General features: G+C 73.9%; 28 protein-coding genes. 11 read left to right on the top strand and 17 right to left on the bottom strand.

Features of this window, described 5'->3' with window-relative positions; all coding sequences use genetic code 11:
- Positions 1-42: 42 nt before the first annotated feature.
- Both BJZ21_RS03325 and BJZ21_RS03320 read right to left on the bottom strand, forming a co-directional pair.
- Complete coding sequence (locus tag BJZ21_RS03325; RefSeq protein WP_179662455.1) at positions 43-813, bottom strand: SDR family oxidoreductase; 771 nt, start codon at positions 811-813, stop codon at positions 43-45.
- Positions 810-2,384 carry a molybdopterin-dependent oxidoreductase gene (locus BJZ21_RS03320; RefSeq protein WP_343051932.1) on the bottom strand — a complete coding sequence of 525 codons (1,575 nt, stop codon included), beginning with the start codon at positions 2,382-2,384 and terminating at the stop codon, positions 810-812. The genes BJZ21_RS03325 and BJZ21_RS03320 overlap by 4 nt, the downstream gene beginning before the upstream one ends.
- Before the next feature lie 33 nt (positions 2,385-2,417).
- Here BJZ21_RS03320 and ispF point away from each other — a divergent pair, with 33 nt between their 5' ends.
- On the top strand, positions 2,418-2,903 hold the full coding sequence (gene ispF, locus BJZ21_RS03315) for a 2-C-methyl-D-erythritol 2,4-cyclodiphosphate synthase (RefSeq protein ID WP_343051931.1): 486 nt from the start codon (positions 2,418-2,420) through the stop codon (positions 2,901-2,903).
- Between the two features lie 189 nt (positions 2,904-3,092).
- Complete coding sequence (locus BJZ21_RS03310; RefSeq protein WP_179662454.1) at positions 3,093-3,764, top strand: 2-C-methyl-D-erythritol 4-phosphate cytidylyltransferase; 672 nt, start codon at positions 3,093-3,095, stop codon at positions 3,762-3,764.
- Between the two features lie 19 nt (positions 3,765-3,783).
- Here BJZ21_RS03310 and BJZ21_RS03305 read toward each other — a convergent pair whose 3' ends face one another.
- Positions 3,784-4,365 carry a 2-C-methyl-D-erythritol 4-phosphate cytidylyltransferase gene (locus BJZ21_RS03305; protein ID WP_179662453.1) on the bottom strand — a complete coding sequence of 194 codons (582 nt, stop codon included), beginning with the start codon at positions 4,363-4,365 and terminating at the stop codon, positions 3,784-3,786.
- A gap of 161 nt (positions 4,366-4,526) precedes the next feature.
- Positions 4,527-5,012, bottom strand: a complete 486-nt coding sequence (locus BJZ21_RS03300) for a CarD family transcriptional regulator (protein WP_179662452.1) — start codon at positions 5,010-5,012, stop codon at positions 4,527-4,529.
- 199 nt (positions 5,013-5,211) lie between these two features.
- On the opposite strand from BJZ21_RS03300, the gene BJZ21_RS03295 reads away from it, so the two are divergent.
- The 3 genes from BJZ21_RS03295 (at position 5,212) to BJZ21_RS03285 (ending at position 7,618) form a co-directional block, all read left to right on the top strand.
- On the top strand, positions 5,212-6,138 hold the full coding sequence (locus BJZ21_RS03295) for a UbiA family prenyltransferase (protein WP_179662451.1): 927 nt from the start codon (positions 5,212-5,214) through the stop codon (positions 6,136-6,138).
- A gap of 113 nt (positions 6,139-6,251) precedes the next feature.
- Positions 6,252-6,872, top strand: a complete 621-nt coding sequence (locus BJZ21_RS03290) for a hypothetical protein (protein WP_179662450.1) — start codon at positions 6,252-6,254, stop codon at positions 6,870-6,872.
- A 2-nt stretch (positions 6,873-6,874) separates the two neighbouring features.
- Positions 6,875-7,618 (top strand): phosphoglyceromutase, encoded by a 744-nt coding sequence (locus BJZ21_RS03285; RefSeq protein WP_179662449.1) that lies wholly within the window; start codon positions 6,875-6,877, stop codon positions 7,616-7,618.
- 177 nt (positions 7,619-7,795) lie between these two features.
- Here the strand turns inward: BJZ21_RS03285 and phoU are convergent, their stop codons facing one another.
- On the bottom strand, positions 7,796-8,452 hold the full coding sequence (gene phoU / locus BJZ21_RS03280) for a phosphate signaling complex protein PhoU (RefSeq protein WP_179662448.1): 657 nt from the start codon (positions 8,450-8,452) through the stop codon (positions 7,796-7,798).
- A 120-nt stretch (positions 8,453-8,572) separates the two neighbouring features.
- On the opposite strand from phoU, the gene BJZ21_RS03275 reads away from it, so the two are divergent.
- From BJZ21_RS03275 to BJZ21_RS03265, 3 genes are all read left to right on the top strand, one after another.
- The gene (locus BJZ21_RS03275) at positions 8,573-9,742 is read left to right on the top strand and encodes an ATP-binding protein (RefSeq protein WP_179662447.1); all 1,170 of its coding nucleotides are present in this window, start codon (positions 8,573-8,575) and stop codon (positions 9,740-9,742) included.
- Positions 9,739-10,416, top strand: a complete 678-nt coding sequence (locus BJZ21_RS03270) for a response regulator transcription factor (protein WP_179662446.1) — start codon at positions 9,739-9,741, stop codon at positions 10,414-10,416. The genes BJZ21_RS03275 and BJZ21_RS03270 overlap by 4 nt, the downstream gene beginning before the upstream one ends.
- Before the next feature lie 269 nt (positions 10,417-10,685).
- Positions 10,686-11,618, top strand: coding sequence for a DMT family transporter (locus tag BJZ21_RS03265; RefSeq protein WP_343051930.1), 933 nt, complete (start codon positions 10,686-10,688; stop codon positions 11,616-11,618).
- Positions 11,619-11,779: 161 nt separating this feature from the next.
- Here BJZ21_RS03265 and BJZ21_RS03260 read toward each other — a convergent pair whose 3' ends face one another.
- From BJZ21_RS03260 to BJZ21_RS03245, 4 genes are all read right to left on the bottom strand, one after another.
- Complete coding sequence (locus tag BJZ21_RS03260) at positions 11,780-12,412, bottom strand: GNAT family N-acetyltransferase (protein WP_179662445.1); 633 nt, start codon at positions 12,410-12,412, stop codon at positions 11,780-11,782.
- A gap of 194 nt (positions 12,413-12,606) precedes the next feature.
- Positions 12,607-13,143: a type III secretion system chaperone family protein gene (locus tag BJZ21_RS03255; RefSeq protein ID WP_179662444.1), complete on the bottom strand. Its 537-nt coding sequence runs from the start codon at positions 13,141-13,143 to the stop codon at positions 12,607-12,609.
- The gene (mshA, locus tag BJZ21_RS03250) at positions 13,140-14,420 is read right to left on the bottom strand and encodes a D-inositol-3-phosphate glycosyltransferase (RefSeq protein ID WP_425490500.1); all 1,281 of its coding nucleotides are present in this window, start codon (positions 14,418-14,420) and stop codon (positions 13,140-13,142) included. Before mshA ends, BJZ21_RS03255 begins: the two co-directional genes overlap by 4 nt.
- Positions 14,421-14,489: 69 nt before the next feature.
- Positions 14,490-14,996: a hypothetical protein gene (locus BJZ21_RS03245; protein ID WP_179662443.1), complete on the bottom strand. Its 507-nt coding sequence runs from the start codon at positions 14,994-14,996 to the stop codon at positions 14,490-14,492.
- A gap of 119 nt (positions 14,997-15,115) precedes the next feature.
- Here BJZ21_RS03245 and BJZ21_RS03240 point away from each other — a divergent pair, with 119 nt between their 5' ends.
- Both BJZ21_RS03240 and BJZ21_RS03235 read left to right on the top strand, forming a co-directional pair.
- Complete coding sequence (locus BJZ21_RS03240; RefSeq protein ID WP_179662442.1) at positions 15,116-15,874, top strand: SDR family NAD(P)-dependent oxidoreductase; 759 nt, start codon at positions 15,116-15,118, stop codon at positions 15,872-15,874.
- Between the two features lie 211 nt (positions 15,875-16,085).
- On the top strand, positions 16,086-16,775 hold the full coding sequence (locus BJZ21_RS03235) for an amino acid racemase (RefSeq protein WP_179662441.1): 690 nt from the start codon (positions 16,086-16,088) through the stop codon (positions 16,773-16,775).
- Between the two features lie 101 nt (positions 16,776-16,876).
- On the opposite strand, the gene BJZ21_RS03230 is transcribed toward BJZ21_RS03235, so the two are convergent.
- Together BJZ21_RS03230 and BJZ21_RS03225 are read right to left on the bottom strand one after the other, a co-directional pair.
- The gene (locus tag BJZ21_RS03230; RefSeq protein WP_179662440.1) at positions 16,877-18,223 is read right to left on the bottom strand and encodes a protealysin inhibitor emfourin; all 1,347 of its coding nucleotides are present in this window, start codon (positions 18,221-18,223) and stop codon (positions 16,877-16,879) included.
- Positions 18,224-18,278: 55 nt separating this feature from the next.
- Entirely contained in the window at positions 18,279-18,749 is a 471-nt protein-coding gene (locus tag BJZ21_RS03225) for a PPOX class F420-dependent oxidoreductase (RefSeq protein WP_179662439.1), read from the bottom strand.
- 217 nt (positions 18,750-18,966) lie between these two features.
- Here BJZ21_RS03225 and typA point away from each other — a divergent pair, with 217 nt between their 5' ends.
- On the top strand, positions 18,967-20,862 hold the full coding sequence (typA, locus tag BJZ21_RS03220) for a translational GTPase TypA (protein WP_179662438.1): 1,896 nt from the start codon (positions 18,967-18,969) through the stop codon (positions 20,860-20,862).
- 75 nt (positions 20,863-20,937) lie between these two features.
- Here typA and BJZ21_RS03215 read toward each other — a convergent pair whose 3' ends face one another.
- The 6 genes from BJZ21_RS03215 to uraD all read right to left on the bottom strand — a co-directional run bounded on the left by BJZ21_RS03215 (position 20,938) and on the right by uraD (position 26,145).
- Positions 20,938-21,897 carry a hypothetical protein gene (locus tag BJZ21_RS03215; protein ID WP_179662437.1) on the bottom strand — a complete coding sequence of 320 codons (960 nt, stop codon included), beginning with the start codon at positions 21,895-21,897 and terminating at the stop codon, positions 20,938-20,940.
- Positions 21,898-21,978: 81 nt separating this feature from the next.
- Positions 21,979-22,821 carry a bifunctional allantoicase/(S)-ureidoglycine aminohydrolase gene (locus BJZ21_RS03210; RefSeq protein WP_179662436.1) on the bottom strand — a complete coding sequence of 281 codons (843 nt, stop codon included), beginning with the start codon at positions 22,819-22,821 and terminating at the stop codon, positions 21,979-21,981.
- Complete coding sequence (gene allB, locus BJZ21_RS03205; protein ID WP_343051929.1) at positions 22,818-24,209, bottom strand: allantoinase AllB; 1,392 nt, start codon at positions 24,207-24,209, stop codon at positions 22,818-22,820. Before allB ends, BJZ21_RS03210 begins: the two co-directional genes overlap by 4 nt.
- 129 nt (positions 24,210-24,338) lie before the next feature.
- Entirely contained in the window at positions 24,339-25,244 is a 906-nt protein-coding gene (pucL, locus tag BJZ21_RS03200) for a factor-independent urate hydroxylase (RefSeq protein WP_179662434.1), read from the bottom strand.
- Between the two features lie 5 nt (positions 25,245-25,249).
- Entirely contained in the window at positions 25,250-25,618 is a 369-nt protein-coding gene (uraH, locus tag BJZ21_RS03195; RefSeq protein ID WP_179662433.1) for a hydroxyisourate hydrolase, read from the bottom strand.
- Positions 25,615-26,145 (bottom strand): 2-oxo-4-hydroxy-4-carboxy-5-ureidoimidazoline decarboxylase, encoded by a 531-nt coding sequence (uraD, locus tag BJZ21_RS03190; protein WP_343051928.1) that lies wholly within the window; start codon positions 26,143-26,145, stop codon positions 25,615-25,617. The genes uraH and uraD overlap by 4 nt, the downstream gene beginning before the upstream one ends.
- Between the last annotated feature and the right edge of the window lie 112 nt (positions 26,146-26,257).

The raw sequence follows: 26,257 nt of genomic DNA, 5'->3' as shown, positions 1-26,257 counted from the left end.
TCCGTCCAGGGCGCGCGGTGGCGTGGTTGCCCGCGCCGGGACCTAGGCCCCGTAGCCCCCGTCGACGTCGAGCTTCTGGCCCGAGATGAACGCGGCCCGGTCCGAGGCGAGGAAGCAGACGGCCTCGGCGACGTCGGTGGCGGTGCCGAACCGGTTGAGCGGGACCCGGGCCCGGTTGTGGTTCAGGTCGGTCGGCGAGAGCTCCCCGGAGGAGATCAGCCGACCCGCGAGCCCGTCGGTCAGCATGCCCGGCCCGACGGCGTTCACCCGGACGCCGAAGCGGCCCTCCTCGACCGCCAGGCTCCGCACCAGTGCCTCCACCGCGGCCTTGGGCGCCGCCGAGAGCCCGGCGCGGGCCGAGTGGCGGTGGGTGGCCGCCGAGGTCACCGCCACGATCGCGCCCTGGGCGTGTCGCAGGTGCGGCAGCGCTGGCTGGACCACCGCGAAGAACCCGGCGGCGTCCGCGGACAGCTGGCCGGTCATCGTCTCCGGGGCGACCGCCGCGAGGTGGCTGAGCGGCACGTGCGGCCCGGCGGCGTACACGACGGTGTGCAGGCCACCGAAGTCCTCGGCGGCGGCCGCCACCACATCGGCAGCGGCCTCGGCGAAGGTCAGGTCGAGCTCGTACGCCGTGGCGCGCACGCCCCACTCGCGGGCCGACGCCGCGACGGACTCGCCGACGTCCTTGCGGCTGCGGTAGGTCAGCGCGACGTCGGACCCGCGCCGGGCCAGCATCCGGGCGATCGCGGTCCCGAGCCCGCCGCTGCCGCCGACGACCAGCGCGGCGCCGGTCCGGCCGCCGAAGTCGGTCACGAGCCGGTCACCGTGAAGCCCACGGTGTGCCAGCCGGTGGCGCCGTCGGGGAGCACGTCACGCTCGACGCCGGTCTGCACGAGCCCGTGGCGGTCGGTGCAGCGCACCTTGACCCGGTGCTCCCCCGGGTCGAGCCGGGCCGAGGCGACCCACTGCACCCACGCATCGGTCGTGGGCGGGTGCGAGATCTCCGCCCGTTGCCAGCCGCCGCCGTCCACCGCCACCTCCACGGACTCGATGCCCACGTGCTGGGCCCAGGCCACGCCGCCCATCCGGACGGTTCCCGCGGCCACCTCCGCCCCCTCGCGCGGCACGTCGATCCGCGAGGACAGCTTCACCGGACCGCGCTCGGACCAGCCCCGCTGGGTCCAGTACGCCGAGATCCGGGAGAACTGGGTGACCTCGAGGTCCACCACCCACTTGCAGGCCGAGACGTACCCGTAGAGCCCCGGCACAATCGTCCGCACCGGGAACCCGTGGTCGATCGGGAGCGGTCGACCGTTCATGGCCAGGGCCAGCATCGCGGGCCGGTCGTCGGTCAGCGCGGCCAGCGGGGTGCCGCAGGTCCAGCCGTCCTGCGAGGTCTGCAGCACCGCGTCGGCGTCGGCGTGCACGCCCGCCTCCCGGAGCAGATCGGCCAGCCGGATGCCGCTCCACCAGGCGTTGCCGATCAACGGTCCGCCGACCGGGTTGGACACGCAGTTGAGGGTGATCCAGTCCTCGGTGTGCTGCCGCGCCAGCAGGTCGCGGTAGCTCAGCTCGAGCTCGCGGTCGACCATGCCGTGCAAGCGCAGCGTCCAGTCGTCGGGCGCGATGGCCGGCACCACGATCGCGGTGTGGACCAGGTAGAAGTCGTCGGCCGGCGTCTCCCAGGGCGAGAGCCCGTCGAGGTCGAGGGTCGCGCGTCTCGGCACCACCGGCGCCGAGACGTCGGCCAGCCGCAGCAGCCGGCGGGTCTGCTCCACCTGCCGGCGGCCCTGGCCCACGACCCGTCCGGCGAGGCCGACCGCGACCGAGACGCCGGCGACCAGCAGGCCGCCGAGGAGGAAGCCCCGCCGCGAGCCGTCGGGGGCCCGTACGCCGGGGGCCGTCGCCTCCTCGCTCGGGGCGCCCGCGCGCAGCGGTGCGGTCAGCACCTCGAGCAGGCCGGCCCAGGTGAGCAGGCCGACCACGACCGGGACCTGGTCGACGAACCCGGCCCCGCGCTGGTCGGCCACGGCGTAGGAGCCGACGGCGGCGAGCCCGGCGTACACCAGCAGCGGCTGCCACCACGACCGGGACCGCAACCGGCCGGCCCACGCGAACAGCAGGCCGGTCACCACGAGCACGCCGATGACCAGCAGCGGCTTGTCCTGGTGCCCGACGGTCGCGATCGCCTTCTCCACCAGCGCGCCGGGGGCGAGCCGGATGACGAGCTCCGCGACCGCGAGCACCGGCGAGTCCCGCAGCGTCATCGCCATCGCCAGGAAGTAGCTGGTGGCCAGGCCGGCTCCTCCGGCGAGCACCCCGGCCAGTGACCACGACGCCCACCGGGCAGCCGAGGCGGCCGGGGCAGCGCGGAAGGTCCTCACAGCCACCGATTGTCGCTCAGGCATGATCGGGGGGTGCAGCCCACCCACCTGCCCCGAATCGGCCTCGGCACCGACGTCCACCGGCTCGTCGACGGCGCGCCCATGCACCTCGCCGGGCTCGGCTGGCCGGACGAGCCGCAGGGCCTCGAGGGTCACTCCGACGCCGACGTCGCCGCGCACGCCGCCTGCGACGCGCTGCTCTCGGCCGCCGGCCTCGGTGACCTCGGCTCGAACTTCGGCACCGCCGAGCCCGAGTGGGCCGGCGCCGCCGGCTGCGCGATGCTCGCCGAGACCGCGCGCCGGGTGCGGGCCGCCGGCTACGAGATCGGGAACGTCTCGGTGCAGGTGATCGGCAACCGACCCCGGCTCGGCCCGCGCAAGGCCGAGGCGGAGCGGGCGCTCGGCGACGCCGTGGGCGCCCCGGTCTCGGTCTCGGCCACCACCACCGACGGGCTCGGGCTCACCGGCCGCGGCGAGGGTGTCGCCGCGATCGCCACCGCCCTCATCGTCCCCACCTAGCCCGCCGAGTCGGCGCTCGTCGACACCCCAGGCCCGCCGAGTCGGCGCTCGTTGACGCCCCACAGCCCGCCGAGTCGGCGCTCGTTGACACCCCAGGCCCGCCGAGTCGGCGCTCGTTGACACCCCCCAGCGCGACCGGGCCCCGCACCTCGAGGACGCTCCCGCGACGGGCTCCGTAGGATCGCGCCCGTGCCCGCCGCTGCCGTGATCCTCGCCGCCGGTTCCGGCAGCCGGGTCGGTGCGGACGTCAACAAGGTGCTGCTGCCGCTCGGTGACGCCGCCGTGCTGGCCTGGTCGGTGCGCACCGCGCTGCGGGTCGCCGACGTGGTCCGGGTGGTGCTGGTGGTCCGGCCCGGCGAGGAGCAGGCGGTGGCCGACGCGGTCACCCCGTGGCTGGGCGAGCGGGAGGTGCTCGTGGTGCCCGGCGGGTCCTCGCGGCACGGCTCGGAGTGGCGCGCGCTGCGGGCGCTGGCCGGCGACGTCGAGTCCGGCGCGGTCGACGTGGTGGCCATCCACGACGGCGCCCGGCCGCTCGCGGACCAGCAGCTGTGGGAGCGGACGATCGCGGCCGCCCGGGAGCACGGCGGCGCGATCCCCGTCGTACCCCTCCCGGGATTGCTCACCGCCGGTGGCGTCGCCGTGTCGGGTGCGTTGGCGGGGGTGCAGACGCCGCAGGCCTTCCGGGGCGCGGAGCTGCTCGCGGCCTACCGGCGTGCGGCGGCCGACGGGTTCGAGGGCACCGACACCGCGGCCTGCCTCGAGCGGTACGCCGACCTCACGGTCGTCGCGGTCCCGAGCAGCCCGTTGAACCTGAAGCTCACCTTCCCCGAGGACGTCGCCCTGGCCGATCGGCTGCGGTGAGCTGCCGGGACGTCCCGCGCTAGCCGGCGGAGGGGGCGGTGAGCGCCTCCAACAGCCGTACGTCGTCCTCCGAGGCGACCCGGCGGCCCTCCGGCGGGGCCGGGACCAGCTCCACCGCGAACCGCTCGCGCAGCGCGGCCACCAACGCGGCGAAGTCCGTGCCCGGGGGCCGGTCGAGCGCGGCGACCACCGACGGCGGCAGCACCACCGGGGAGGCGACCGCGACCAGGCCGTCGCGGTCCACCGTGGCTCCGACCACGCCACCCTCGACGTGCTTGACCGTGTCGGTGACCGGGCGGACCCCGGCGACCACGGTGTCCGCCTCGACCGCGCGGGCGACACAGGCGGCCAGGAAGGTCGCGGGGGTCATCGGGCAGAGCGCGTCGTGGAGCACGAGCGGCTCGCCGGACTCGACGAGCTCGGCCCACTCGGTGCCGACGTCGACCGGGGTGACGCCGGCGTCGCCCAGCGCCCACGCGGCACAGGCCACCAGCGCCTCCCCGTGGATCAGCGCGAACGGCAGCGAGCCCCGGTCGGCCTCGACCACGGTGCCCAGCGCGGGCGTGGGCTCCTCCGGGAGGTCATACGGATCGAGAGTCATAGCCCTCAGAACCTATGACCTCCGGGGCGGGTTGGGAACCGGAGGAGCCGCTCAACGGTCCTACCGAGCGGGGCCGGGGACGCGACAGGGCCCCGGGTCGATGACCCGGGGCCCTGTCGGCTGGCTCGCACGAGACTGCGCGCGACGAGCTCAGGCGTCGTTCAGGAGGCGAGGACCTCGTCGAGGAGCGCCTCGGCCTTGTCCTCGTTGGTGTGCTCGGCCAGCGCCAGCTCGGAGACGAGGATCTGCCGCGCCTTGGCGAGCATCCGCTTCTCGCCCGCGGACAGGCCGCGGTCCCGCTCGCGGCGCCACAGGTCGCGCACGACCTCGGCGACCTTCATGACGTCGCCGCTGTGCAGCTTCTCCAGGTTGGCCTTGTAGCGTCGCGACCAGTTGGTCGGCTCCTCCACATGCGCCGCACGGAGGACGTCGAACACACGGTCGAGTCCCTCCTTGTCGACGACGTCGCGGACCCCGACCAGGTCCAGGTTGCACGCGGGGACACGCACGACCAGGTCCTGCTGGGCGACGATCCGCAGCACCAGGTACTTCCGGTCCTCTCCCTTGATCTTCCGCGTCTCGATGTCCTCGATGACCGCGGCCCCGTGATTTGGATAGACGACCGTTTCGCCGACAGTGAACGTCATATGTCAGGTACCCCTTCCTCGGTGACCAGTCTAACACGTTCCACTCGGCGCGCTTTCCACGTTTGTGCAGGTCAGGCCCACAATCCCGGCTTGACAGATTGTGGATCCGTGTGGTGGCGAGGCGTCACGACCCGCCCAGGGCCGCCCCGTGGGAGAGGAATCCGCCCTCCGGGAGGCGCGGCGGGCGATACTTCCCGGCATGGCCCTCCTCAAGCGCAGACGACCGGGACGCGACGCCGCCGGCGCCACCGCTGGGGACGCCTCCGAGCCGGCTTCCGAAGCGGCTGCAGGACCGGCCGCCGAACCGGCCGACGGGCCGACGGGTCCGCCCTCTGACAGCAGCCCCGCCGGGGCCGGCCGCACCCCGCGGGACCCGGGCGCGAACGGGCCGCCCCGGCGGCGCGCCCCGCGCCGTACCGCCCTGGCCACCGCCTGGCCGGTGCTCCTGGCCCGGACCGCCCACCCCCGGCAGGGCCTGCTGACCGCGCTCGGCGTGGCCGCCGCCGCCGCGCTGGCCGGCCGGGAGACTCGCGAGGTGGGCCTGGTGCTGGTCACCGTCCTGGTCGGCCAGGCGGTGCTCGGCTGGCACAACGACCTGGTCGACCGCGACCGGGACCGGCGCCACCAGCGGGGCGCCAAGCCGATCGCCGAGGGGCGGCTCGAGGCCGGCACCGTGTGGTTCGCGCTCGGCTGCGGCGTGCTGCTGGTGATCCCGCTGGCGATCTCGAGCGGGGTGACGGCCGGCAGCGCGTACCTGCTCTCCCTCGTCCTCGGCCTGCTCGGCAACGTGGTGCTGCGCAAGGGCCGGCTGTCCTGGCTGACCTGGGCGGCGTCCTACGCGCTGCTGCCGGCGTACGTCTCGTACGGCGGCTGGGGCGGCGCGGCCACCGGCGCACCTCCCACGATCCTGATGACCGTGCTCGCGGGCCTGCTCGGGCTCGGCGTGCACGTCCTCGCCGCCCTGCCCGGCCTGGTCCCCGACAACGAGGACGGGTGGCGCACCCTGCCGCTGCGCCTGGCCCTGCGCACCGGCGCCCCGCGGTTGCTGGTGATCGCGCTCGCGTGGACCGCGCTCGTGCTGGCCGCGATGCTCGTCACGGGGAGCCAGTTCGGCCTGGGCCGGTGACCCGCACCGGCGGCGTGTCGACCGACCGCTAGGCTGTGCGCGAAACCGTGCACCCCGCACCGCCGTACCCGGCGCCGCGCAACGGCCGCCGATGACCTGCGAAGGCCCTGAAGATGCACCTGCGACGCAACCCTCGCCGCACGATCCGCCGTTCCACGGCGCTGGCCCTGGGCGGCCTCGTGCTCGCCGCACCGCTGCTGACGTCGTGCGGCTTCGACTACGCCACCGACCGCCCCTACACGGCGGCGAACGGGGTCAACGAGCGTGACGCCTCCGTCGACGTGCTCGGCGCCGTCATCGTGTCCGGTCAGCCCAACTCCGGCACCTTCATCGCGACCTTCTCCAACAACAACCACGAGCAGTCCAACACCGTGGAGTCGCTCCAGGGTGCCGACGGGACCACCCTGCAGGCCGAGTCGTTCCCCCCGATCACCGTCGACAAGGGCGGGCTGGTGAACCTCGCCGAGCAGGGCGGCATCCCGGTCTCCGGGTCGTTCAGGGCCGGCGACTTCGTCCCGGTCACGATCGGTTTCGGCTCCGGCGAACAGGTGTCCCTGCACGTGCTGGTGGTCGTCGAGGACGGCATCTACGCCGGCCTTGACTCCTCCGGGTCCGGGTCCGGGTCCGGGTCCAGCGCCTACGAGAGCCCCTCGGTCTCCCCGGCGGAGGTCTCCGGGTCGCCCTCGGGCGGCGTCCAGCCGGCCGAGCCCCCGAGCCCCTCCCCGACGGAGTGACCGTGACCCACACCCTGGTGCTGCTCCGCCACGGCGAGAGCGAATGGAACGCCGAGAACCTGTTCACCGGCTGGGTCGACGTCCCGCTGAGCGACAAGGGTCGCGCCGAGGGACTGCACGCCGGTGAGCTGATCCGCGACGCCGGAGTGCTGCCCGACGTGGTGCACACCTCGCTGCTGCGCCGCGCGATCAACACCGCGGCGGTGGCGCTCGACGTCGCCGACCGGCACTGGATCCCGGTGCGCCGCTCCTGGCGGCTCAACGAGCGCCACTACGGCGCGCTGCAGGGCAAGAACAAGAAGCAGACCCTCGAGCAGTACGGCGAGGAGCAGTTCATGCTCTGGCGCCGCAGCTTCGACGTCCCGCCGCCGGCGCTGGACGACGACAGCGAGTTCTCCCAGGTCGGGCTCCCGCAGTACGACGGGCTCGGCGACGAGATGCCGCGCACCGAGTGCCTCAAGGACGTGATCGCCCGGTTCCTGCCGTACTGGGAGTCCTCGATCGTCCCGGACCTGCGGGCCGGCCACACGGTCCTGGTGGCCGCGCACGGCAACAGCCTGCGGGCGCTGGTCAAGCACCTCGACCAGATCGGCGACGAGGACATCGCGGGCCTGAACATCCCGACCGGCATGCCGCTGGTCTACCGGCTCGACGAGCAGCTGCGCCCCCCCGTCGCCGGCGGGGAGTACCTCGATCCCGGGGCGGCCGCCGAGGCCGCCGCCGCGGTCGCCAACCAGGGTCGCTGACCGGGGTCGCTGGCCGGGCCCGAGCTCGAGCAGCCGGGGACGCGGGGGGGTTGTCAGCCTCTCCCCTCGGTTGATGGGCGTTGCAGAGGCTGACAACCGAGGGAGTCCCCGGCTGGCCGGGGATTCCTGCAGCCCGCAGCCAACCCGGCCCGGCCCGGCCCGGCCCCGAGGCGCCTCTCAGGCGCCCACGGTCCGGGGGTTCTGGCCGGTGACGACGAAGACCACCCGGTTGGCGACCGAGACCGCGTGGTCGGCGATCCGCTCGTAGTAGCGGCCGAGCAGGGCGACGTCGACGGCGGCCTCGACGCCGTGCGCCCAGTCGTCGGAGAGCAGCTGGGTGAAGCTGCTGCGGCGCAGCTGGTCCATCTCCTCGTCGTCGCGGCCGAGCGCGATCGCGGACTCCACGTCGCGGCCGGTGATGATCGCCAGGACCCGGGCCACCATGTCCTCTGCGACGTCGGCCATCCGCGCGACCACGGGGCGGATCTCCTCCGGCACGGCGATGTTGGGGGCGCGCAGCCGGGCCACCTTGGCCACGTGCACCGACAGGTCCCCCATCCGCTCGAGCTCGCTGACCATCCGCAGCGCGGCCACGATCGTGCGCAGGTCGCCGGCCACCGGCTGCTGCAGCGAGAGCAGCGCGAACGCCTTCTCCTCCACCCGCTCCCGGGCCCGGTCGATCTCGATGTCGGCGCTGATCACCTGCTCGGCGAGCTCCACGTCGCCGCGGAGCAGGGCGGCGGTGCCGAGGCGTACGGCGTCCTCGACCCGCTTGCCGATCTCGGACAGGTCGTCGAACACGGAGTCGAGCTGCTCATGGAACACGTCGCGCATGTCCCGGAGCGTAGGGGGCCCAGGTGACCAGCCGGGGCGGTGGAGTGAACGCGCGGTGAACGTTGCGAAGCCGCCACTTCCCGCGCGGAGCCCGGCGGGATCCCTGCGTACTCTTGGGCCGTGGATCCCACGACGCAGGCGTTCCTCGCCGCGCTGATCGGTGCGGTCGTGGCAGGCGGCGGCGTGCTGGCCTGGCACGTGAGCGAGCGGCAGCAGCGACACCTGGTCCCGGTCGAGGAGCCCGTCGTCCCGACCGGCGTGGCGGGCGTGCTGTCGGTGCTGCGCAGCAGCGCGGTGGTCGTCGACGACAACGACACGGTCCTGAAGGCCTCGGCCCCGGCGTACGCCCTGGGGTTGGTCCGCGGCACCGCCCTGGTCCCCGACGACCTCGCCGAGCTGGTGCGCCAGGTCCGCCGCGACGGGCAGATCCGCGACACCGAGCTCGAGATGGTCCGCCGCGGGCTGCCCTCGCGCCACGTCACGGCCCGGGTGGCGCCGCTGGGCTCGCGGCTGGTGCTGGTGCTGGTCGAGGACCGGACCCGCGAGCGCCGGGTGGAGTCGGTACGACGGGACTTCGTGGCCAACGTGAGCCACGAGCTGAAGACGCCGGTCGGAGCGATCCGGCTGCTGGCCGAGGCCGTCTCCGACGCGGCCGAGGACCCCGAGGCGGTCAAGCGGTTCGCCGGCCGGATGCTGACCGAGAGCGACCGGCTGTCCCGGCTGGTCCAGCAGGTCATCGAGCTGTCGCGGCTGCAGGGCGACGAGCCGTTGGAGACGCCGCTGGCCGTCGACCTCGACGAGGTCATCCGGGTGGCCGTGGACACCTCCGCGATCGACGCCGAGGCCAAGCGGATCTCGATCGTCACCGGGGGCACCCACGGGCTGCAGCTGCTCGGGAACCCCGAGCAGGTGACCGCGGCCGTCGCGAACCTGGTCGCCAACGCGGTGTCGTACTCCGACTGCGACTCCACGGTGCTGGTGACCTCCAAGGCCGAGGAGGACACCGTGGAGATTTCGGTCGTCGACCAGGGCATCGGCATCCCCGAGCGCGAGATCGACCGCATCTTCGAGCGCTTCTACCGGGTCGACCCGGCCCGACACCGCTCCACCGGCGGCACCGGCCTCGGCCTGTCCATCGTCAAGCACGTCGCGGCCACCCACGGCGGCGACGTCCGGGTGTGGTCCGCGGAGGGGCAGGGCTCCACCTTCACGCTGGTGCTCCCCGGCAACACCGACACCTCGCGGGCCGAGGCCCGCACCGAAGACCCCGACCAGGAGGAACACCGATGACCCGCGTACTCGTCGTCGAGGACGAGGAGAGCTACAGCGAGGCCCTCTCCTACATGCTGCGCAAGGAGGGCTTCGAGGTGGCGGTCGCGGCCACCGGCCCCGACGCGCTCACGGAGTTCGAGCGCAACGGCGCCGACATCGTGCTGCTCGACCTGATGCTGCCGGGGATCCCCGGCACCGAGGTGTGCCGGCAGATCCGGCAGACCTCCACCGTCCCGGTGATCATGGTCAGCGCCAAGGACGACGAGGTCGACAAGGTGGTCGGTCTCGAGCTCGGCGCCGACGACTACGTCACCAAGCCCTACTCCCCCCGTGAGCTGGTCGCCCGGATCCGTGCGGTGCTGCGCCGCGGCCAGGAGCCCGAGCTCGAGCCCGCCGCCCTCGAGGCCGGGCCGGTGCGGATGGACGTCGAGCGGCACGTCGTGACCGTCGACGGTGAGGAGCAGCGGCTGCCGCTCAAGGAGTTCGAGCTGCTGGAGATGTTCCTGCGCAACCCCGGCCGGGTGCTCACCCGCGGGCAGCTGATCGACCGGGTCTGGGGCTCGGACTACGTGGGCGACACCAAGACCCTCGACGTGCACGTGAAGCGGCTGCGGGCCAAGCTCGAGCCCGACCCCGCCGAGCCGAAGTTCCTCGTCACCGTGCGGGGGCTGGGCTACAAGCTGGACCTGTAGGCCGGCCCCCCGTCGTCGGCGTGGGGCCCGCCTGGCGGCGGCGCCTCCAGGCGTGGGGCCTCGCCTGGCGGGGGGCGTCCGCGGTTTGAACAAATGTATGTTCAAACCGCGCGGCCCCCCTCGGACGGGGGCCCACTGGCCCCCGCCGAGCACCGCCGAGCACCGCCGGTCGAGGAGCACGCCGGCCTCGCCGGCCGGTGGCGCGAAGTCGCGCATCGACGTCCGGAATCCGCGTGTCCGCGGTCGGTGGCGCCACCTAGGCTGGTCCGGTGAGTACGACGACGCCCGCCCGCCCGCGCAGCACCGGGCCCGCCGCTGCCCCGGCCGCGTGGTTGCCCGTCACCGCGGTCGCGGTCACGCTGCTGCTGTGGGCCTCGGCGTTCGTGGCGATCCGCTACCTCGGCGACGACTTCTCCCCCGGTGCGCTGTCGCTGGGCCGGCTGCTGGTGGGCGCGGTCTGCCTCGGTGTCGCGGCGCTCGGCAGCCGGGGCGTGCCGCGGCCGAGCCGCGGCGACCTGCTGCGGATCGCGGCCATCGGCGTGCTGTGGTTCGGCATCTACAACATCGCCCTCAACGACGGTGAGCGCCGGGTGGACGCCGGCACCGCCGCGATGCTGATCCAGGTCTCGCCGGTGCTGATCGCGCTGCTCGCGGCGCTGTTCCTCTCCGAGCGGTTCACCGTCTTCCTCGGCGTCGGCCTGGCGCTGGCCTTCGGCGGCGTCGCGCTGATCGGACTCTCCACCTCCCCCGGCGGCAGCCGCGACCTGCTCGGGGTGCTGCTCTGCGTGGTCAGCGCGGTCGTCTACGCGGTCAGCGTGATCCTGCAGAAGCCGCTACTGGCCCGCAACGCCGCGGTGCACGTGACCTGGCTGGCCTGCACCGTCGGCGCGGTGGTGTGCCTGCCGTTCGCCGGGCAGCTGGTCCACGAGACCGCCGCCGCGCCGGTCTCCTCGATCCTGTGGGTGGTCTATCTCGGGGTCTTCCCGACCGCGATCGCGTTCACGACCTACGCGTATGCGCTCACCCACATGAGCGCCAGCAACCTCGGCGTCACGACCTACCTCGTGCCGCCGCTGACGATCGTGATGGGCCTGCTGTTCCTCGGCGAGGCCCCTCCGGCGATGGCGTACGCCGGGGGCGCGCTCGCGCTCGTCGGCGTGGCCGTTGCCCGGCGCAAGAAGCGGACCCCCGCCCCGTCTTGAGTTGGGCCCCGTGCCGGGTTGAGTTGGGCCGCGCCCCGGGTTGAGTTGGGCCTCGGGCCGGGTTGAGTTGGGCCTCGGGCCGGGTTGAGTTGGGCCGCGCCCCGGGTTGAGTTGGGCCTCGCCCCGGGTTGAGTTGGGCCTCGAGAGCGGGCCGACGCCTCTCAAGAGGGCGCGAGCCCGAACCACGGGAGGCAGGGCTCGAGTCCCTCGACCACCACGCGATGCCCGGCTGCCCGCCACCCCTCGGCGGTCAGGCGCAGGTGGCGCAGCTCGACCACCCCGTGCGGGGAGTCGCTGCGGCTGATGCCGTTGTCGAGATATCCCAGCCGGCGCGACACCCCCAACGACGCCGCGTTGCCCGGCACCGCCGAACTGACGGCCGCGACCGCGCCGAGGTGGTCGAACGCGAGACCGAGGGCGGCCGTGCGCATCGCGACGCCGAGGCCCCGACCGCGGACGGCGGGCGCCAACCACGACGCCGAGTCCACGGTCCGCAGCACCGGGAAGTCGTCGCCCTCCAGCGACTGCAGGCCGACCAGCCGCGCGTCGTGCTCCACCGCCAGGTCGAGGCACCACGAGGCCGGCGACCAGGTCCCGCGCGACCGCCAGATCCCCTGCGCGAACAGCCGCCGCCGATCCCGGCGTACGTCGAGACCGCGGAACCGCTCGGCCCTCGGGTCGAGGTCGAAGTCGTCCGGGAAGAGGCCGACGAGGACCTCGAGGTCGGCGTCGGTGACCGGCCGCAGCGTCACCGACCCGGCCTTCACCCGCAGGTCGAACAGCGGCCACTCCATGGCGCGACCCTAAGGCGTCATCCTTGCCAGACACGCCGGAATTCGGGCCCGCGGGGCCCAACTCGACGCGGCGCGGGGCCCAACTCACCACGGCGCGGGGCCCAACTCACCACGGCGCGGGGCCCAACTCACCCCGGCGCGGGGCCCAACTCACCCCGGCGCGGGGCCCAACTCACCCCGGCGCGGGGCCCAACTCAACCCTCGGGGGTGGGCTCCTGGCCGTCCTCGAGCCAGCCGCGGAACGCCTCGAGGTTCTGCGTGGACTCCCCGCGCAGCTTGCGCCACTCCCACTCCTTGCGGATCGAGGAGGCGAAGCCGAGCTCGAGGATCGCGTTGAACGACTCGTCGGCGTTCGAGAGCACCGAGCCCAGGAGCCGGTCGAGCTCCTCGGCCGACACCGCGCAGAGCGGCAGCCGGGCGTCGAGGTAGATGTCGCCGAGCCGGTCGAGGGCGAAGGAGACGGCGTACATCCTCAGGTTGCGCTCGAGCAGCCAGCGGTGCACCCGCTCGTGGTTCTCGTCGGGGCGGCGGCACACGAACGCGTGCACGCCGAGCGCGTGCTCGCCGACGTCGAGCCGGACCGCGGTCTGCAGCTTCTTCTCCCCCGGCAGCGAGAACGAGAAGACCCCGTCGCCGGGCTCGGTGAACTCCAGCTCGCTGGCCGCGAGGTAGTCGCGGATGGTCGCGACGGCCTCGGGGTCGGCCGCGGCCCGGGTGGGGGTGTCGGTCATGAGACCGACTCTCGCATGAGCGCCCGGGCCCGCGCATAGACGTCGAGGGTGCGCTCGGCGGTCCGCTCCCAGGCGAACTGGCGCGCCTGCTCCAGCGCCCCCACCTCCAGCCGCACCCGCAGCTCGTCGTCCTCGATGACCCGACGCAGCGCGGCCGCCCAGTCGCGGGGCTCGTGGCCCTCGACCAGCAGGCCGCTGTGCCCGTCGCGGACCACGGTGGTCAGCCCACCCACCGCGGCGGCGACGACGGGGGTGCCGGTGGCCTGCGCCTCGGCGGCGACCAGGCCGAAGGACTCGTTGTACGACGGCACCGCGACCAGCGTCGCGGCCGCGCACCACCGGGCCAGGTCGGCCTGGGCGACCGGCGGCACGAACCGCACCACCCCGTCCGGCCCGTCGAGGCCGAGCTCGGTGGAGAGCTGGGCGAGCGACTCGGGGTGCTCCAGGCCGCTGCCCGAGGGGCCACCGACCACCGGCACCACCAGCCGTGAGCGCAGCGCGGGCACCTGGCGGAGCAGCTCGGCGACCGCCCGCAGGAGTACGTCGGGGGCCTTGAGCGGCTGGATCCGGCCGGCGAACAGCAGCACGACCGCGTCCCGCGGCAGTCCGAGCTCGTCACGCACGCGCGCCTGGTCGTGCGGCCGGAACACCGAGAGGTCCACACCGGGGTGGATCACCTCGACCCGGGACGCGCAGGCGTCGTACAGGTTGATCAGCTGCTTGGCCTCGAGGTCGGTGTTCGCGACGAGCATGTCGGCGGCCTGCACGACCTGCTCCTCGCCGATGATCCGGGCCGCGGGCTCGGGGGTGTCACCGATGGCCAGCGCCTCGTTCTTGACCTTGGCCATCGTGTGCATCGTGTGCACCAGCGGCACGCCCCAGCGGTCGCGGGCCAGGGCCCCGACCTGCCCGGAGAGCCAGTAGTGAGAGTGCACCGCGTCGTAGTGGCCGACCGGCTGGGCGGCCTCGGCCCGCAGCACCTCGCGCGCGAACACGCACAGCTGCCCGGGCAGCTCGTCCTTGCCGAGACCCTCGTACGGGCCCGCGTGGATGTGCCGGACCAGGACGCCGTCGGCGGCCTCCACGACCGGCTCGAGCGCGGAGCTGGTCGCGCGCGTGAAGATGTCGACCTCGATGCCCTGCCGGGCCAGGCGGCGGGCCAGCTCGATCACGTAGACGTTCATGCCTCCGGCGTCGCCGATGCCGGGCTGGTCGAGCGGGGAGGTGTGCAGGCTGATCATCGCCAGGCGCCTGAGCCGGTCCCTGTTGTCCTCCACGTGGCCCCTTCCGTCGACTCCTCAGCACAACCTGAACCGCGGCCGAGCGCCGGGCATTCCCGTGGCGGGTCAGCGGGCGTGCGCCCCACGGGAGGAACGGGTACGCCGGCCGTCGGCCCGGCGCTGTCCGGGGTGGACCGGGGTGGGCCGCCCGCCCGGGTCCGCCGGACCACTCGGGTCCACCGGGCCACCCGGGTCCGCCGGGCCTCGGCCGGGGCGGTCGGCGTTCCGGTCCGGCCGGGACCGGGCCAGCCCGGCGGCCGCCGTACCGGCGACGAGCAGGCCGGCGACGCCGTCGATCGTCTGCGGGTGGCCGGCGTTGTGCAGCACGCCGAGCACCGACCACACCAGCAGCGGGAACGCGACCCCGACGATGGCGCGCAGCCAGCTGGCGCTGCTGCTGACCAGGGCGGCGCCGGCGCCGATCAGCGCGACCGCCACCAGCAGCGACCCGGTCCAGTAGAGCGCCCCCGCCGCGGCACCGGCGCCGTGGCCCGCGAGGTCGAGCAGCAGGCGGGCCAGCCAGCACAGGCCGCCGACGAGGCCGGCGAGTCGGGTCAGGGTGTGCGGATCCATGGTCTCCAGCTCCGAGAGGGCGGTGGACGACCAGCCAGTCTGCCACCGGCTGCCGACCTGCCGCCACGGCGGCGTCGGGCCGGTTCCGCCCCCTTCAGCCCACCGGGCACAATCGGCGCATGAGCACCCCACGCACCGCCGTCGTCACCGGAGCGAGCAGCGGGATCGGCGCCGCGACCGCCCGCGCCCTGGCCGCCGACGGGTTCCATGTCGTCTGCGCGGCCCGCCGCCGGGACCGCGTCGAGGCCCTCGCCGCCGAGATCGGCGGCGAGGCGGTGGCGTGCGACGTCACCGACCGGGCCTCGGTCGCCGGCCTGGCCGCCGCGGTCGGCGATCGGCTGCACGTGCTGGTGAACAACGCCGGCGGCGCGTTCGGCTCCGAACCCGTCGAGTCGGCCGACCCCGACGACTGGCGGGCGATGTACGAGGTCAACGTGCTCGGCCTGCTCAACGTCACCCAGGCCCTGCTGCCGGCGCTGCGCGCCGGCGGCGACGGGCTGATCGTGAACATGGGGTCGACCGCCGGCCGGGTCGCCTACGAGGGCGGAGGCGGCTACACCGCCGCCAAGCACGGCACCCAGGTCGTCACCGAGACCCTGCGCCTGGAGCTGTGCGGCGAGCCGATCCGGATCTCCGAGATCGCGCCGGGGATGGTCCGCACCGAGGAGTTCTCGGTGGTGCGGTTCGGCGGGGACCAGGCGAAGGCCGATGCGGTGTACGCCGGCGTCCCCGAGCCGCTGGTCGCCGAGGACGTCGCCGAGGCCGTGCGGTGGATCGCCTCGCTGCCGTCCCACTACAACGTCGACGAGCTGGTCATCCGCCCGCGCGCCCAGGCCGCCCAGCACAAGGTGCACCGGGTCAGCGACAGCGACTCCTGAGCGCCGAGTCGGCGCTCGTTGACAGCTCGCGCGTCAACATGCGCCGACTCGGCGGCGCGGGCGTCAACAAGCGCCGACTCGACGCGGCGCGGGCGTCAACATGCGCCGACTCGGCGGAGCGCGGGCGTCAACATGCGCCGACTCGGCGGGCGGCGTCCGGGTGCTGGCCGGCTCCCCGTCGTACGGCGGGCTCCGTGCCAGACTGCCGTGCGTGCAGACCATCGGAATGATCGGCGGGATGAGCTGGGAGAGCAGCGCGGTGTACTACCGCGACCTCAACCTCGGCGTGCAGGAGCGACTGGGCGGGTTGAGCTCACCGCGGCTGGTGCTGAGCAGCGTCGACTTCGCCGAGCTCACCGAGCTCGAGGGCGAGGAGCGCTGGCAGCAGATCGGCGAGCTGCTCGCCGACGCGGCGCGGGGCGTGGAGCGCGCCGGGGCCGACTTCCTGCTGCTGTGCACGACCACCTTCCACAAGGTCGCCGACCAGGTCGAGGCCGCGGTCGGGATCCCGCTGATCCACCTCGCCGACGTCGTCGCGCAGGCCTGCCAGGAGCAGGGGGTCGCCAAGGTCGGCTTCATCGGCACCAAGGTCGCCATGGAGGACGGCTTCTTCACCGACCGGCTCGCCACCCACGGCGTCACCACGGTGGTACCGGCGCAGCAGCACCACGACTGGCTCAACGCCGCCATCTACGAGGAGCTGGTGCACGGGTCGGTGCTGCCCCGCACCCGGCGGCGCGTCGTCGAGATCATCGAGGAGCTCTGGGACGCCGGCGCCGGCGGGGTACTGCTCGGCTGCACGGAGCTGGAGCTGCTGATCAAGCAGGCCGACGTCGAGCTCCCGGTCTTCCCGTGCACCACGCTGCACGTCCAGGCCGCGTTGGACCGCGCGCTCGCCTGACCCCCAACGGCCCCCTGGGGCCGGCCGTCCGGGTAGTCCGTGACGTTTGGGCCCCTCCCGGGCCTGGATCGGGGCCCGGACGTCACGGACTACCCCTGGGGTCAGCTCGAGCCGTCGCCGAGGACCAGCTCCACGAGCCGGCGCAGCTCGGCGGTGAGGTGCTGCTCGGGCACCACGGCCCGGTGCCCGGCCAGGTCGAACTCGTAGCTGAACATGTCCGGATGCGGGCTCCCCGCGCGCAGCGTCGCGCGGTCGATGCGGGACAGCAGCGAGCGCACCTCCGCCGAGCGCGGGTCGCCGTCCAGCTCGATCTCCCCCGCGGCCACCAGCCCCGCGAAGCCACCGGTACGACGCACCGCGACCCGCTCCCCCGTTCCCGGCGCCGAGCCCGACGCGGATCCGGCCCCCGCGGCGCCCGACGAGGCGACCGACGGGGTCACCCCCACCTGCTCCCAGGCCGAGCCCACCGCGTCGGCGTGCGGCCCCGCGGCCGCCACGGTGGCGGCCGCGAAGCCGGCGAAGTCGCTCTGCGCCCCGACCAGCCCGCCGGTCAGCGCGGCGTACCAGATCTGCCCGGCGCCCTCCCAGGACGTGCCGCCGATCGCGGTCGCGGCGAGCTGGAAGGCCCGGTTGGGGATCCCGGAGTTCAGGTGCACCCCGCCGTTGTCGTCGGTGGTGTCGACGTAGTCCGACATCGAGCCCACCTGGGGGTCCCTGCCGAGCGCCGGGTCGTCGTACGCCGTGCCGGGCGCGGCCATGTCGCGCAGCGCCCGGGCCCGCACGCCGGGCAGGAAGATGCCCTCGCCGATCAGCCAGTCGGCCTCGAGCGCGGTCTGGCCGAGCAGCCGCTGCTTGAGGCAGGAGGCGAACACGTCGGAGACCGACTCGTTGAGCGCGCCCGACTGGCCGGCGTACTCCAGTCCTGCCGTGTGCTGGGTGACCGCGTGGGTGAGCTCGTGGCCGAGCACGTCGACCGGCCGGGTGAACCGCCCGAAGACCCGGCCGTCGCCGTCGCCGAACACCAGCTGGGTGCCGTCCCAGAACGCGTTGTCATAGCCCTGCTGGTAGTGCACGGTCAGGCTCACCGGGGCCCCGCGGCCGTCGTACGACGAGCGTCCGTAGATCTCCGCGAACAGTGCCAGCGCGCCGGTGATCCCGGTCGCCGCCTCGTCGACGGCGAGATCGCCGGAGGCCGGGTCGCCGGCCGCCCGCACCGCGCGGCCGGGCAGCGCGGAGCCGTGGTCGGCGGTGTGCACCGTCCACGCCGGCCCGGTGGCCACCGCCGCCTCCTCGGGCGTCGCGGCGGGCGGTCGGAGCATCCGGGCGGTGCGCAGCCGGGCGTCCGCGTCGAGGGTCGCGCGGCCGTGGTCGGCGGCGGGGTGGGCGGAGGCGGCGAGCGCCTCGAGGAGGTACGGCGGCACGAACCGGCAGGTCCCGAGGGTGGTCATGGGACCAGACAAGACCACGGCACCGACACCCGGCAAGGGTCGGGCCGGGCCGGCCTCACTGCGGCGCGCGGTCCGGCGGGAAGCCGCCGGTGGCGATCGGGCCCCAGGACTCGGGGGTGATCCGGATCAGCGACTTGCCCTGGGCGCGCATCGCCTGGCGGTACTCCGCCCAGTCCGGGTGCTCCCCGGAGATGCAGCGGAAGTAGTCCACCAGCGCGTCCTCGGCCTCCTGCGCGGGCATGTCGAGCACCTCGGCGGTGCCGTCGACCTGCACGTAGGCGCCGTTCCACTCCTCGGAGTGCACCAGGACCGTGGCCCGGGCGTCGCGGCGCAGGTTCACGGCCTTGGCGCGGTCGGGGTAGGTGGAGATGACGAGCCGGCCCTCGGCGTCCACGCCGCCGGTGACCGGTGAGACCTGGGGACGGCCGTCGCGGCGCGTGGTGATCAGCGTCATCCGGTGTCGGGGCCGGACGAACTCCAGCAGCTCGGCGCGCTCGACCCGGGTGGTGGTGGCGATCGTGACCATGGCGTCGAGCGTACGGCGGGCCGCCCAGACCGCGCGGTCCGAGGCCGGTCGCCGTTCAATTGTTCCGACTTCCGGGCGCTGAGCCGCCCACCCGCCCCGACTTCGGAACAATTGAACGCGATCCCGACGATGTGGGGACCCGTGCAGGGGCGCCGTAGACTTCCCGGGGGCCCGCTCGGCCTCCCCCCACTCCCGACGGAAGCGACGACGTACCCCCATGCCTGGAACCACCGCCCGCACCGACCTGCGCAACGTCGCGATCGTCGCCCACGTCGACCACGGCAAGACCACGCTGGTCGACGCGATGCTCCGCCAGGCCGGCGCCTTCACCGCGCACCAGGCCGAGAGCGTCGCCGAGCGCGTCATGGACTCCGGTGACCTGGAGCGCGAGAAGGGCATCACGATCCTCGCGAAGAACACCGCGGTCCACTACGCCGGCCCGGCGGCCGACGGCAAGCCGATGACGATCAACATCATCGACACCCCCGGCCACGCGGACTTCGGCGGCGAGGTCGAGCGCGGCCTGTCCATGGTCGACGGCATCGTGCTGCTGGTCGACGCCTCCGAGGGGCCGCTGCCGCAGACCCGGTTCGTGCTGCGCAAGGCGCTCAACGCCGACATGCCGGTGATCCTCGTGGTCAACAAGACCGACCGCGCCGACGCCCGGATCGCCGAGGTCGTCGACGAGACCTACGAGCTGTTCATGGACCTGCTCGACGACCACCACAGCCAGGACGCGCTGGACTTCCCGGTCGTCTACGCCTCCGGCCGCGCCGGCGTCGCCGGCCTCGACCAGCCCGAGAACGGCGCGCTGCCGGACTCCCCCGACCTCGAGCCGCTGTTCAAGACGATCCTGGAGACGATCCCGGCCCCGACGTACGACGAGGGCGCGCCGCTGCAGGCCCACGTCACGAACCTCGACGCCTCGCCGTTCCTCGGCCGGCTGGCCCTGGTCCGCATCCACCAGGGCTACCTGAAGAAGGGCCAGAACGTCACCTGGATGAAGCGCGACGGCACGCACAAGAATGTCCGGATCACCGAGCTGCTGGTCACCGAGGGCCTCGAGCGCAAGCCCGGCGAGTCCGCCGGTCCGGGTGACATCGTCGCGATCGCGGGCATCCCCGACATCACCATCGGCGAGACGCTGGCCGACCCGGAGAACCCGGTCGCGCTGCCGCTCATCCACGTGGACGAGCCGGCGATCTCGATGACGATCGGCACCAACACCTCGCCGCTGGTCGGCCGGGGCATGAAGGGCGCGAAGGTCACCGCCCGCCTGGTCAAGGACCGGCTCGACGCCGAGCTCGTCGGCAACGTGTCGCTGAAGGTCCTCCCGACCGAGCGCCCGGACGCCTGGGAGGTGCAGGGCCGCGGCGAGCTGGCGCTGGCGATCCTGGTCGAGCAGATGCGCCGCGAGGGCTTCGAGCTGACCGTCGGCAAGCCGCAGGTGGTCACCAAGGAGATCGACGGCAAGGTCCACGAGCCCGTCGAGCGGCTGACCATCGACGCGCCCGAGGAGTACCTCGGCGCGATCACCGAGCTGCTCGCCGCCCGCAAGGGCCGGATGGAGCAGATGACCAACCACGGCACCGGCTGGGTCCGCATGGAGTTCCTGGTCCCCGCCCGCGGCCTGATCGGCTTCCGCACCGAGTTCCTCACCGACACCCGCGGCACCGGCATCGCCCACCACATCTCCGAAGGCTACGAGCCGTGGGCCGGCGAGATCCGCAGCCGCAACAACGGCTCGCTGGTCGCCGACCGCAAGGGCGCCGCGACGGCGTACGCGATGACCTCGCTGCAGGAGCGCGGCGTGCTGTTCGTCGAGCCGACCACCGAGGTCTACGAGGGCATGATCGTCGGCGAGAACTCCCGCGCCGACGACATGGACGTCAACATCACCAAGGAGAAGCAGCAGACCAACATCCGGTCCGCCACCTCCGACAACTTCGAGAAGCTGGTCCCGCCGAAGAAGCTGTCGCTGGAGCAGTGCCTGGAGTTCTGCCGCGACGACGAGTGCGTCGAGGTCACGCCCGAGACGGTCCGGATCCGCAAGGTCATCCTCGACCAGAACGAGCGCGCCAAGATCGCCAGCCGCGCCCGCAAGTCCCGCTGACCGCTGGCGCCCGCTGACCGTCGACCGCTCGCGGTCGGGTCCGCGGGCGCGCGGCGGGCGGCCGGCCGGTCGCGGTCAGCTGGTGGCGAGCAGCAGCTCCTCGCGCCGGGTGCGCAGCCGCGCCTCGGACCCGGCCAGCGCCTCGGCTCGGGCGGTCAGCCGGCCGCGGACCTGGTGCACGGCGGCCGCCGCGTCGTCGGTACGCCGGGCCGCCTCGGTGATCCGGTTCCGCACCGACCAGTCGCTGAAGATGTTGTCGAACCACACGTCGAAGGCGCGGACCATCCCGGTGACCTCGACGCCGCCCACCGGCCCCATCCCGACGTCGGCCAGCTCGGTGGACAGCCGACGCAGCGCCCGGTCGGCCTCGCGCATCAGGGCCGCGGCCTGGTCGACCCGGTCGTACTTCATCATGTCGCCGATCACCCCGCCGTCGAAGAAGGTGTCGTAGGTCGACCAGCTCCTGGCCTTGCCCAGCTCGGTCGCGGCCTGCGCAAGCCGGTCGGCGGCGGCCGCGGCGGCCCCGAGCGCCTCCCGCACCTCGGTGAGCTGCGAGCGGACCGAGCCCAGCTCGGTCGCGATCGACTCCAGCTCGGCGCCGTCGGCGCCCCCTGCGCCGGTGAGCAGCCGCTCCTTGGCCGCCAGCGCCCGCTCCCGCCGGGCCGGGACGTCGCCGAGCGCGGCCAGGGCGCCCTGGACCGCGGCCAGCTCGGCGTCGGCCGCCTGCACGCGGGCCTGGGCCCGGGACACGGCGTACGCCGCGGCCTGCTCCTCGGCCTGCTCGCGGGCCAGATCGGTCTCCCGGCTGCCGCGCAGGCCGGCCCAGATCCGGGTCGGGCTGAACGACTCCAGCCGGGCCACGTCCTGGCTCTCCAGCCGGTGTGTCGCCCGCGCCTCGGCCAGCGCCCGGGCGGCGGCGTCGGCCTCCGTCCGCGCTCGCTCGCGGCGGGCCGTCAGCCGCCGCTGCTCGGCGTCCGCCTCCAGCGCCGCCTCGAGCTCGTCCTGGACCTGCCGCGCCTGCACCCCGTCGACCACGCCGTCACCCTAGGGCACGACACCGGCGCCGACCCCCCGAAACCGACCGGCCCCCGCCACCGGCCGAGCCCCCCGCTCAGCTCAGCCGAACTGCCGGGACAGCACGGCGTGCCGGTTCACGTCCTTGTAGAGCAGGTAGCGGAACCGGCCGGGGCCGCCGGCGTAGCAGGCCTGCGGACAGAACGCCCGCAGCCACATGAAGTCCCCCTCCTGCACCTCGACCCAGTCCTTGTTGAGCAGGTAGACCGCCTTGCCCTCCAGCACGTAGAGCCCGTGCTCCATCACATGGGTCTCCGGGAACGGGATCGCGCCGCCGGGCTCGAAGCTGACGATGTTGACGTGCATGTCGTGGCGCACGTCGAGCGGGTCGACGAACCGCTGGGTCCACCACGCGCCGTTCGTGCCCGGCATCTGCGCGCCCTCGACGTCGACCTCGTTGGTGACGAACGGCGCGGGCACCTCGATCCCGTCGACGGCCTGGTAGGCCTTGCGGATCCAGTGGAACCGCGCCACCGCGTCGCCGGTGTTCCACAGCCGCCAGGCGCAGCCCGGCGGCAGGAACGCGTAGCCGCCGGGCGCCAGCTCGTGCTGCTCCCCCTCGACCGAGAGCGTCAGGTCGCCCTCGACGACGAACAGCACGCCCTCGGCGGCGGGGTCGAGCTCGGGCCGGTCGCTGCCGCCGCCGGGCTGCACCTCCATGACGTACTGCGAGAACGTCTCGGCGAACCCCGACAGCGGTCGGGCGATCACCCACAGCCGGGTGCCCTCCCAGAACGGCAGGTTGCTGGTGACGATGTCGCGCATGGTGCCGCGCGGGAGCACGGCGTACGCCTCGGTGAACACCGCGCGGTCCGTGGTCAGCTCGGTCTGGGCGGGGTGGCCGCCGGTGGGTGCGTAGTAGCGCGGCCGATCGGGGGTGCTCATGCCTCTCCTCTGGTCAGGAGCCGGCCGCGCGGCTCGGCGGCGGGGTCTCGGTGGTCGTGCCGGTCGTGCCGGTCGTGCCCGTCGTGGATGCGTACGCCGCGCAGCCAGGTGCTGCGCACCACGCCGGTCAGCGTCCGGCCGTGGTACGGCGTGATCGCGTTCTTGTGGTGCAGCCGGGTCTCGTCGACGACGAAGGCCTCCTCCGGCGCGAGCACGCAGAAGTCGGCGTCGCGGCCCACGGCGATCGCGCCCTTGGCCGGCAGCCCGGCCTGGCGGGCGGGGGCGGCGGACATCCACCGGGCGACGTCGGTGAGGCCGAACCCGCGCGCCCGGGCGCCGGACCACACCGCGGCCAGCCCGAGCTGGAGGGAGGAGATCCCGCCCCAGGCGGCCGCGAAGTCGCCGGTGTCGAGGCACTTCAGGTCGATCGTCGAGGGCGAGTGGTCGGTGACGACCAGGTCGATCACACCGTCGCGCAGCCCGGCCCACAGCCGCTCGCGGTTGTCCTGCTCGCGGATCGGCGGACAGCACTTGAACTGGGTCGCACCGGACGGCACCTCCTCGGCGCTGAAGGTCAGGTAGTGCGGGCAGGTCTCGGCGGTGATGCGTACGCCGTCCGCCCGCGCGGCCGCCAGCAGCGGCAGCACGTCGGAGCTGGACACGTGCAGCACGTGCACCCGGCAGCCGGTCTCCCGCGCCAGCCCGATCAGCCGCCGCACCGCCCGGTCCTCCGCGTCGCGGGGCCGCGAGCCGAGGAACGAGGCGTAGTCCGCGCCGGCCGGCGGCGGCGCGGCGTCGATCGCGTGCGCGTCCTCGGCGTGCACGATCAGGAGCCCGTCGAACGAGGCGATCTCGCGCATCGCGGCGGCCAGCTCCTCCTCGTCCAGCGGCGGGAACTCCTCGACCCCGGAGTGCACCAGGAAGCACTTGAACCCGCTCACGCCGGCCGCGTGCAGCGGGCGCAGGTCCGCGAGGTTGCCCGGCACCGCGCCGCCCCAGAACCCGACGTCGACGAACGCCTGGCCGGCCGCGGCCTTCCGCTTCACCTCCAGCGCCGCGACGTCGACGGTCGGCGGGATGCTGTTGAGCGGCATGTCGACGATCGTCGTGACGCCACCGGCGGCGGCCGCCCGGGTCGCGGAGGTGAAGCCCTCCCACTCGGTGCGGCCGGGATCGTTGACGTGGACGTGGGAGTCGACCAGCCCGGGCAGCAGCACCTCGTCCTCGGCGAGCTCCACCGTCTCGGGCGCCGTCATCCCGGCGTCCAGCGGCTCGACCGCCACGATCCGCCCGTCCCTCACGCCGACGGCGGCGGCCACCTCGCCGTCGGGTGTCACCACCCGGCGGGCCCGCAGCACCAGGTCCAGCGCGCCCCGTCCCTCGCTCACCGGCGGGCTCCTCTCGCTCGTGCCGACGTGCCCACGTGCCGGCATCGGCCATCCTGCACCCGGCCGGGCCGCGGTGCCGGTTCATCGGTCGGTCCCGGCGGGGCACCGCTCGCGACGTACGCCGCCCCTTCAGCAGAAGCCGGGCACGCCGTGCCAGGCGTTGCCGGGATCGGGCGCGTCGTCGCGCTGGACGGTGAGCTCGATCAGCCCGTAGGGCCGGTCGGCGGCGTGGAACACCTCGCCGGGGTTGTCCACCCCGAACGGGGAGAGGTCCACCAGGAAGTGGTGCTTGTTGGGCGCGGAGAACTTGATCTCGGCGACCTCCGGGTGCTGCTCGAGGACCGACTCGCCCATGCCGTAGAGCGTCTGCTGCAGGGCGTAGCTGTGGATCTCCGCGAACCGCCGCAGCAGCAGCGCCTTGATCGCGTCGTAGGACTTGTCCCACGCGACGTCGGTGTGGGCGTAGCGCCAGCGGACGACCAGCGAGGTGGCCAGGATCCGGTCGGTGGTCTCCTGCAGGGTCGTGTACTCGTCCTTGAGGAACCCGTGGAACTCCGAGCCGGTGGACTTCAGCACGGTGAGGTCCTCGATGCCGGAGACCACGTGGGCGGTGCGGTCCGGGCCGGAGCCGTCGATGTTCACGACGGTGGTGCGCACGCCGGCCCCGGAGCGGACGAAGGAGTGGTCGTGGCCGGCGCCGTCGACCTCGATGCGCTCCCAGGGGTACTCCTGGACCGCGACCCGGGCGCCCTCGGCGGCCGGGGCGGCGGCGATGAAGTGGTCGCCGAGGGTCAGCGCGAACTCCTCGATCGAGGTCACGCCCTTGTCCTTGGCGAAGGCGAAGGCGGTGTTCTTCTGGGTGTCGGTGGGCAGCACGTCCCTCTGGTCGCCGGAGACGTGGGCGTCCTCGAACCGGCCGCGCAGGGCGGAGGAGACGTTGAGGTCGCGGATCCGGTGCCGGGGGGTGTCGCGGTAGATGCGCACGACGCGGCTCTCGGCCTTGCCGTACTGATTGGGGCCCAGACGGATGGGCATGGGGATCAGCTCCCTCGGTAGGTGGAGTAGGCGAACGGGCTCAGCAGCAGCGGCACGTGGTGGTGCGTGCTGGGGTCGGTCAGCGCGAACGTGAGGCTGACCTCGGGGAAGAAGCAGGCCTGGCCGGTCGCGGCGGCGTACGCCGCGACGTCGAAGACCAGCCGGTAGGTGCCGGGCTCGGCCCGGTCGGGGCCGAGCTCGCGGACGCGGCCGTCGGCGTCGGTGGTCGACTCCGCGAGCACCTGGGTCGGGTGGCCGGTGGTCTCGGGGTCGGTCTGCGAGGTGGGGCCGGCCAGCCGCTCGAGCCGGACGCGTACGCCGGCGGCCGGGCGGCCCAGCGCGGTGTCCAGGACGTGGGTGGTGATCGCGCTCATCGACTGACTCCTCCGGCTTGGCCGGCCTGGCCGGCGTCCTCGACGAGCTTCGCCAGGCGCAGCAGCGCGATCTTGCGCAGCTCCCCGGCGACGACCGCGTCCTCGGTGGTCGCGTCGTGGTCGAGCCGCTCGCGCAGCGAGGCGAGGATCTGCTCGCCGGAGAGCCCGGTGGCGCAGATCAGGAACACCCGGCCGAAGCGCTCCTCGTAGGCGCGGTTGCCCTCGAGCAGCGCGGCCTGGGTGTCCTGGTCGCGGGAGACCCCGGCCTGCTCGCCGCGCGACCAGGCCGCCTCGGTGCCCGGGCCCTGGGCGCGCTCCCCGATCCGGGGGTGGGCGGCCAGGGCCCGGTCGACGTCGGCGCGGGCGAAGGTGCGGGCGGCCTTGTCGGCGACCGCCTCCAGCTCGCCGCGGTCGGAGTACGGCCGGCCGGCCAGGACCGCGTCGGCCCAGGCCGGCACGTCGCAGCAGGCGAGCAGCGCGGGACGGAGCCGCTCCTCGGCGGTGGTGTTCAGCTCGGTCAGGTCCACGGGCCGTTCCTCCGGAAAGTTCTTCTCGCATCGCGGAAATCGCGTTGACGTCGAGAAGAGCGTGACACCGGGACCTGGATCGCGTCAACAGTTTGTTGAAGATGACTTCGCG

It is taken from the genome of Nocardioides panaciterrulae (assembly GCF_013409645.1).
Taxonomy (GTDB): domain Bacteria; phylum Actinomycetota; class Actinomycetes; order Propionibacteriales; family Nocardioidaceae; genus Nocardioides; species Nocardioides panaciterrulae.
This window is presented reverse-complemented; position numbering and strand designations above follow the sequence as displayed.

Bases quoted from the DNA above. Each gene is read 5' to 3' on its own strand.
- BJZ21_RS03305 (WP_179662453.1), bottom strand. From the start codon at position 4,365: ATGACTCTCGATCCGTATGACCTCCCGGAGGAGCCCACGCCCGCGCTG.
- BJZ21_RS03300 (WP_179662452.1), bottom strand. From the start codon at position 5,012: ATGACGTTCACTGTCGGCGAAACGGTCGTCTATCCAAATCACGGGGCC.
- BJZ21_RS03295 (WP_179662451.1), top strand. From the start codon at position 5,212: ATGGCCCTCCTCAAGCGCAGACGACCGGGACGCGACGCCGCCGGCGCC.
- BJZ21_RS03290 (WP_179662450.1), top strand. From the start codon at position 6,252: ATGCACCTGCGACGCAACCCTCGCCGCACGATCCGCCGTTCCACGGCG.
- phoU (WP_179662448.1), bottom strand. From the start codon at position 8,452: ATGCGCGACGTGTTCCATGAGCAGCTCGACTCCGTGTTCGACGACCTG.
- BJZ21_RS03270 (WP_179662446.1), top strand. From the start codon at position 9,739: ATGACCCGCGTACTCGTCGTCGAGGACGAGGAGAGCTACAGCGAGGCC.
- BJZ21_RS03260 (WP_179662445.1), bottom strand. From the start codon at position 12,412: ATGGAGTGGCCGCTGTTCGACCTGCGGGTGAAGGCCGGGTCGGTGACG.
- BJZ21_RS03255 (WP_179662444.1), bottom strand. From the start codon at position 13,143: ATGACCGACACCCCCACCCGGGCCGCGGCCGACCCCGAGGCCGTCGCG.
- BJZ21_RS03245 (WP_179662443.1), bottom strand. From the start codon at position 14,996: ATGGATCCGCACACCCTGACCCGACTCGCCGGCCTCGTCGGCGGCCTG.
- BJZ21_RS03240 (WP_179662442.1), top strand. From the start codon at position 15,116: ATGAGCACCCCACGCACCGCCGTCGTCACCGGAGCGAGCAGCGGGATC.
- BJZ21_RS03230 (WP_179662440.1), bottom strand. From the start codon at position 18,223: ATGACCACCCTCGGGACCTGCCGGTTCGTGCCGCCGTACCTCCTCGAG.
- BJZ21_RS03225 (WP_179662439.1), bottom strand. From the start codon at position 18,749: ATGGTCACGATCGCCACCACCACCCGGGTCGAGCGCGCCGAGCTGCTG.
- typA (WP_179662438.1), top strand. From the start codon at position 18,967: ATGCCTGGAACCACCGCCCGCACCGACCTGCGCAACGTCGCGATCGTC.
- BJZ21_RS03210 (WP_179662436.1), bottom strand. From the start codon at position 22,821: ATGAGCACCCCCGATCGGCCGCGCTACTACGCACCCACCGGCGGCCAC.
- pucL (WP_179662434.1), bottom strand. From the start codon at position 25,244: ATGCCCATCCGTCTGGGCCCCAATCAGTACGGCAAGGCCGAGAGCCGC.
- uraH (WP_179662433.1), bottom strand. From the start codon at position 25,618: ATGAGCGCGATCACCACCCACGTCCTGGACACCGCGCTGGGCCGCCCG.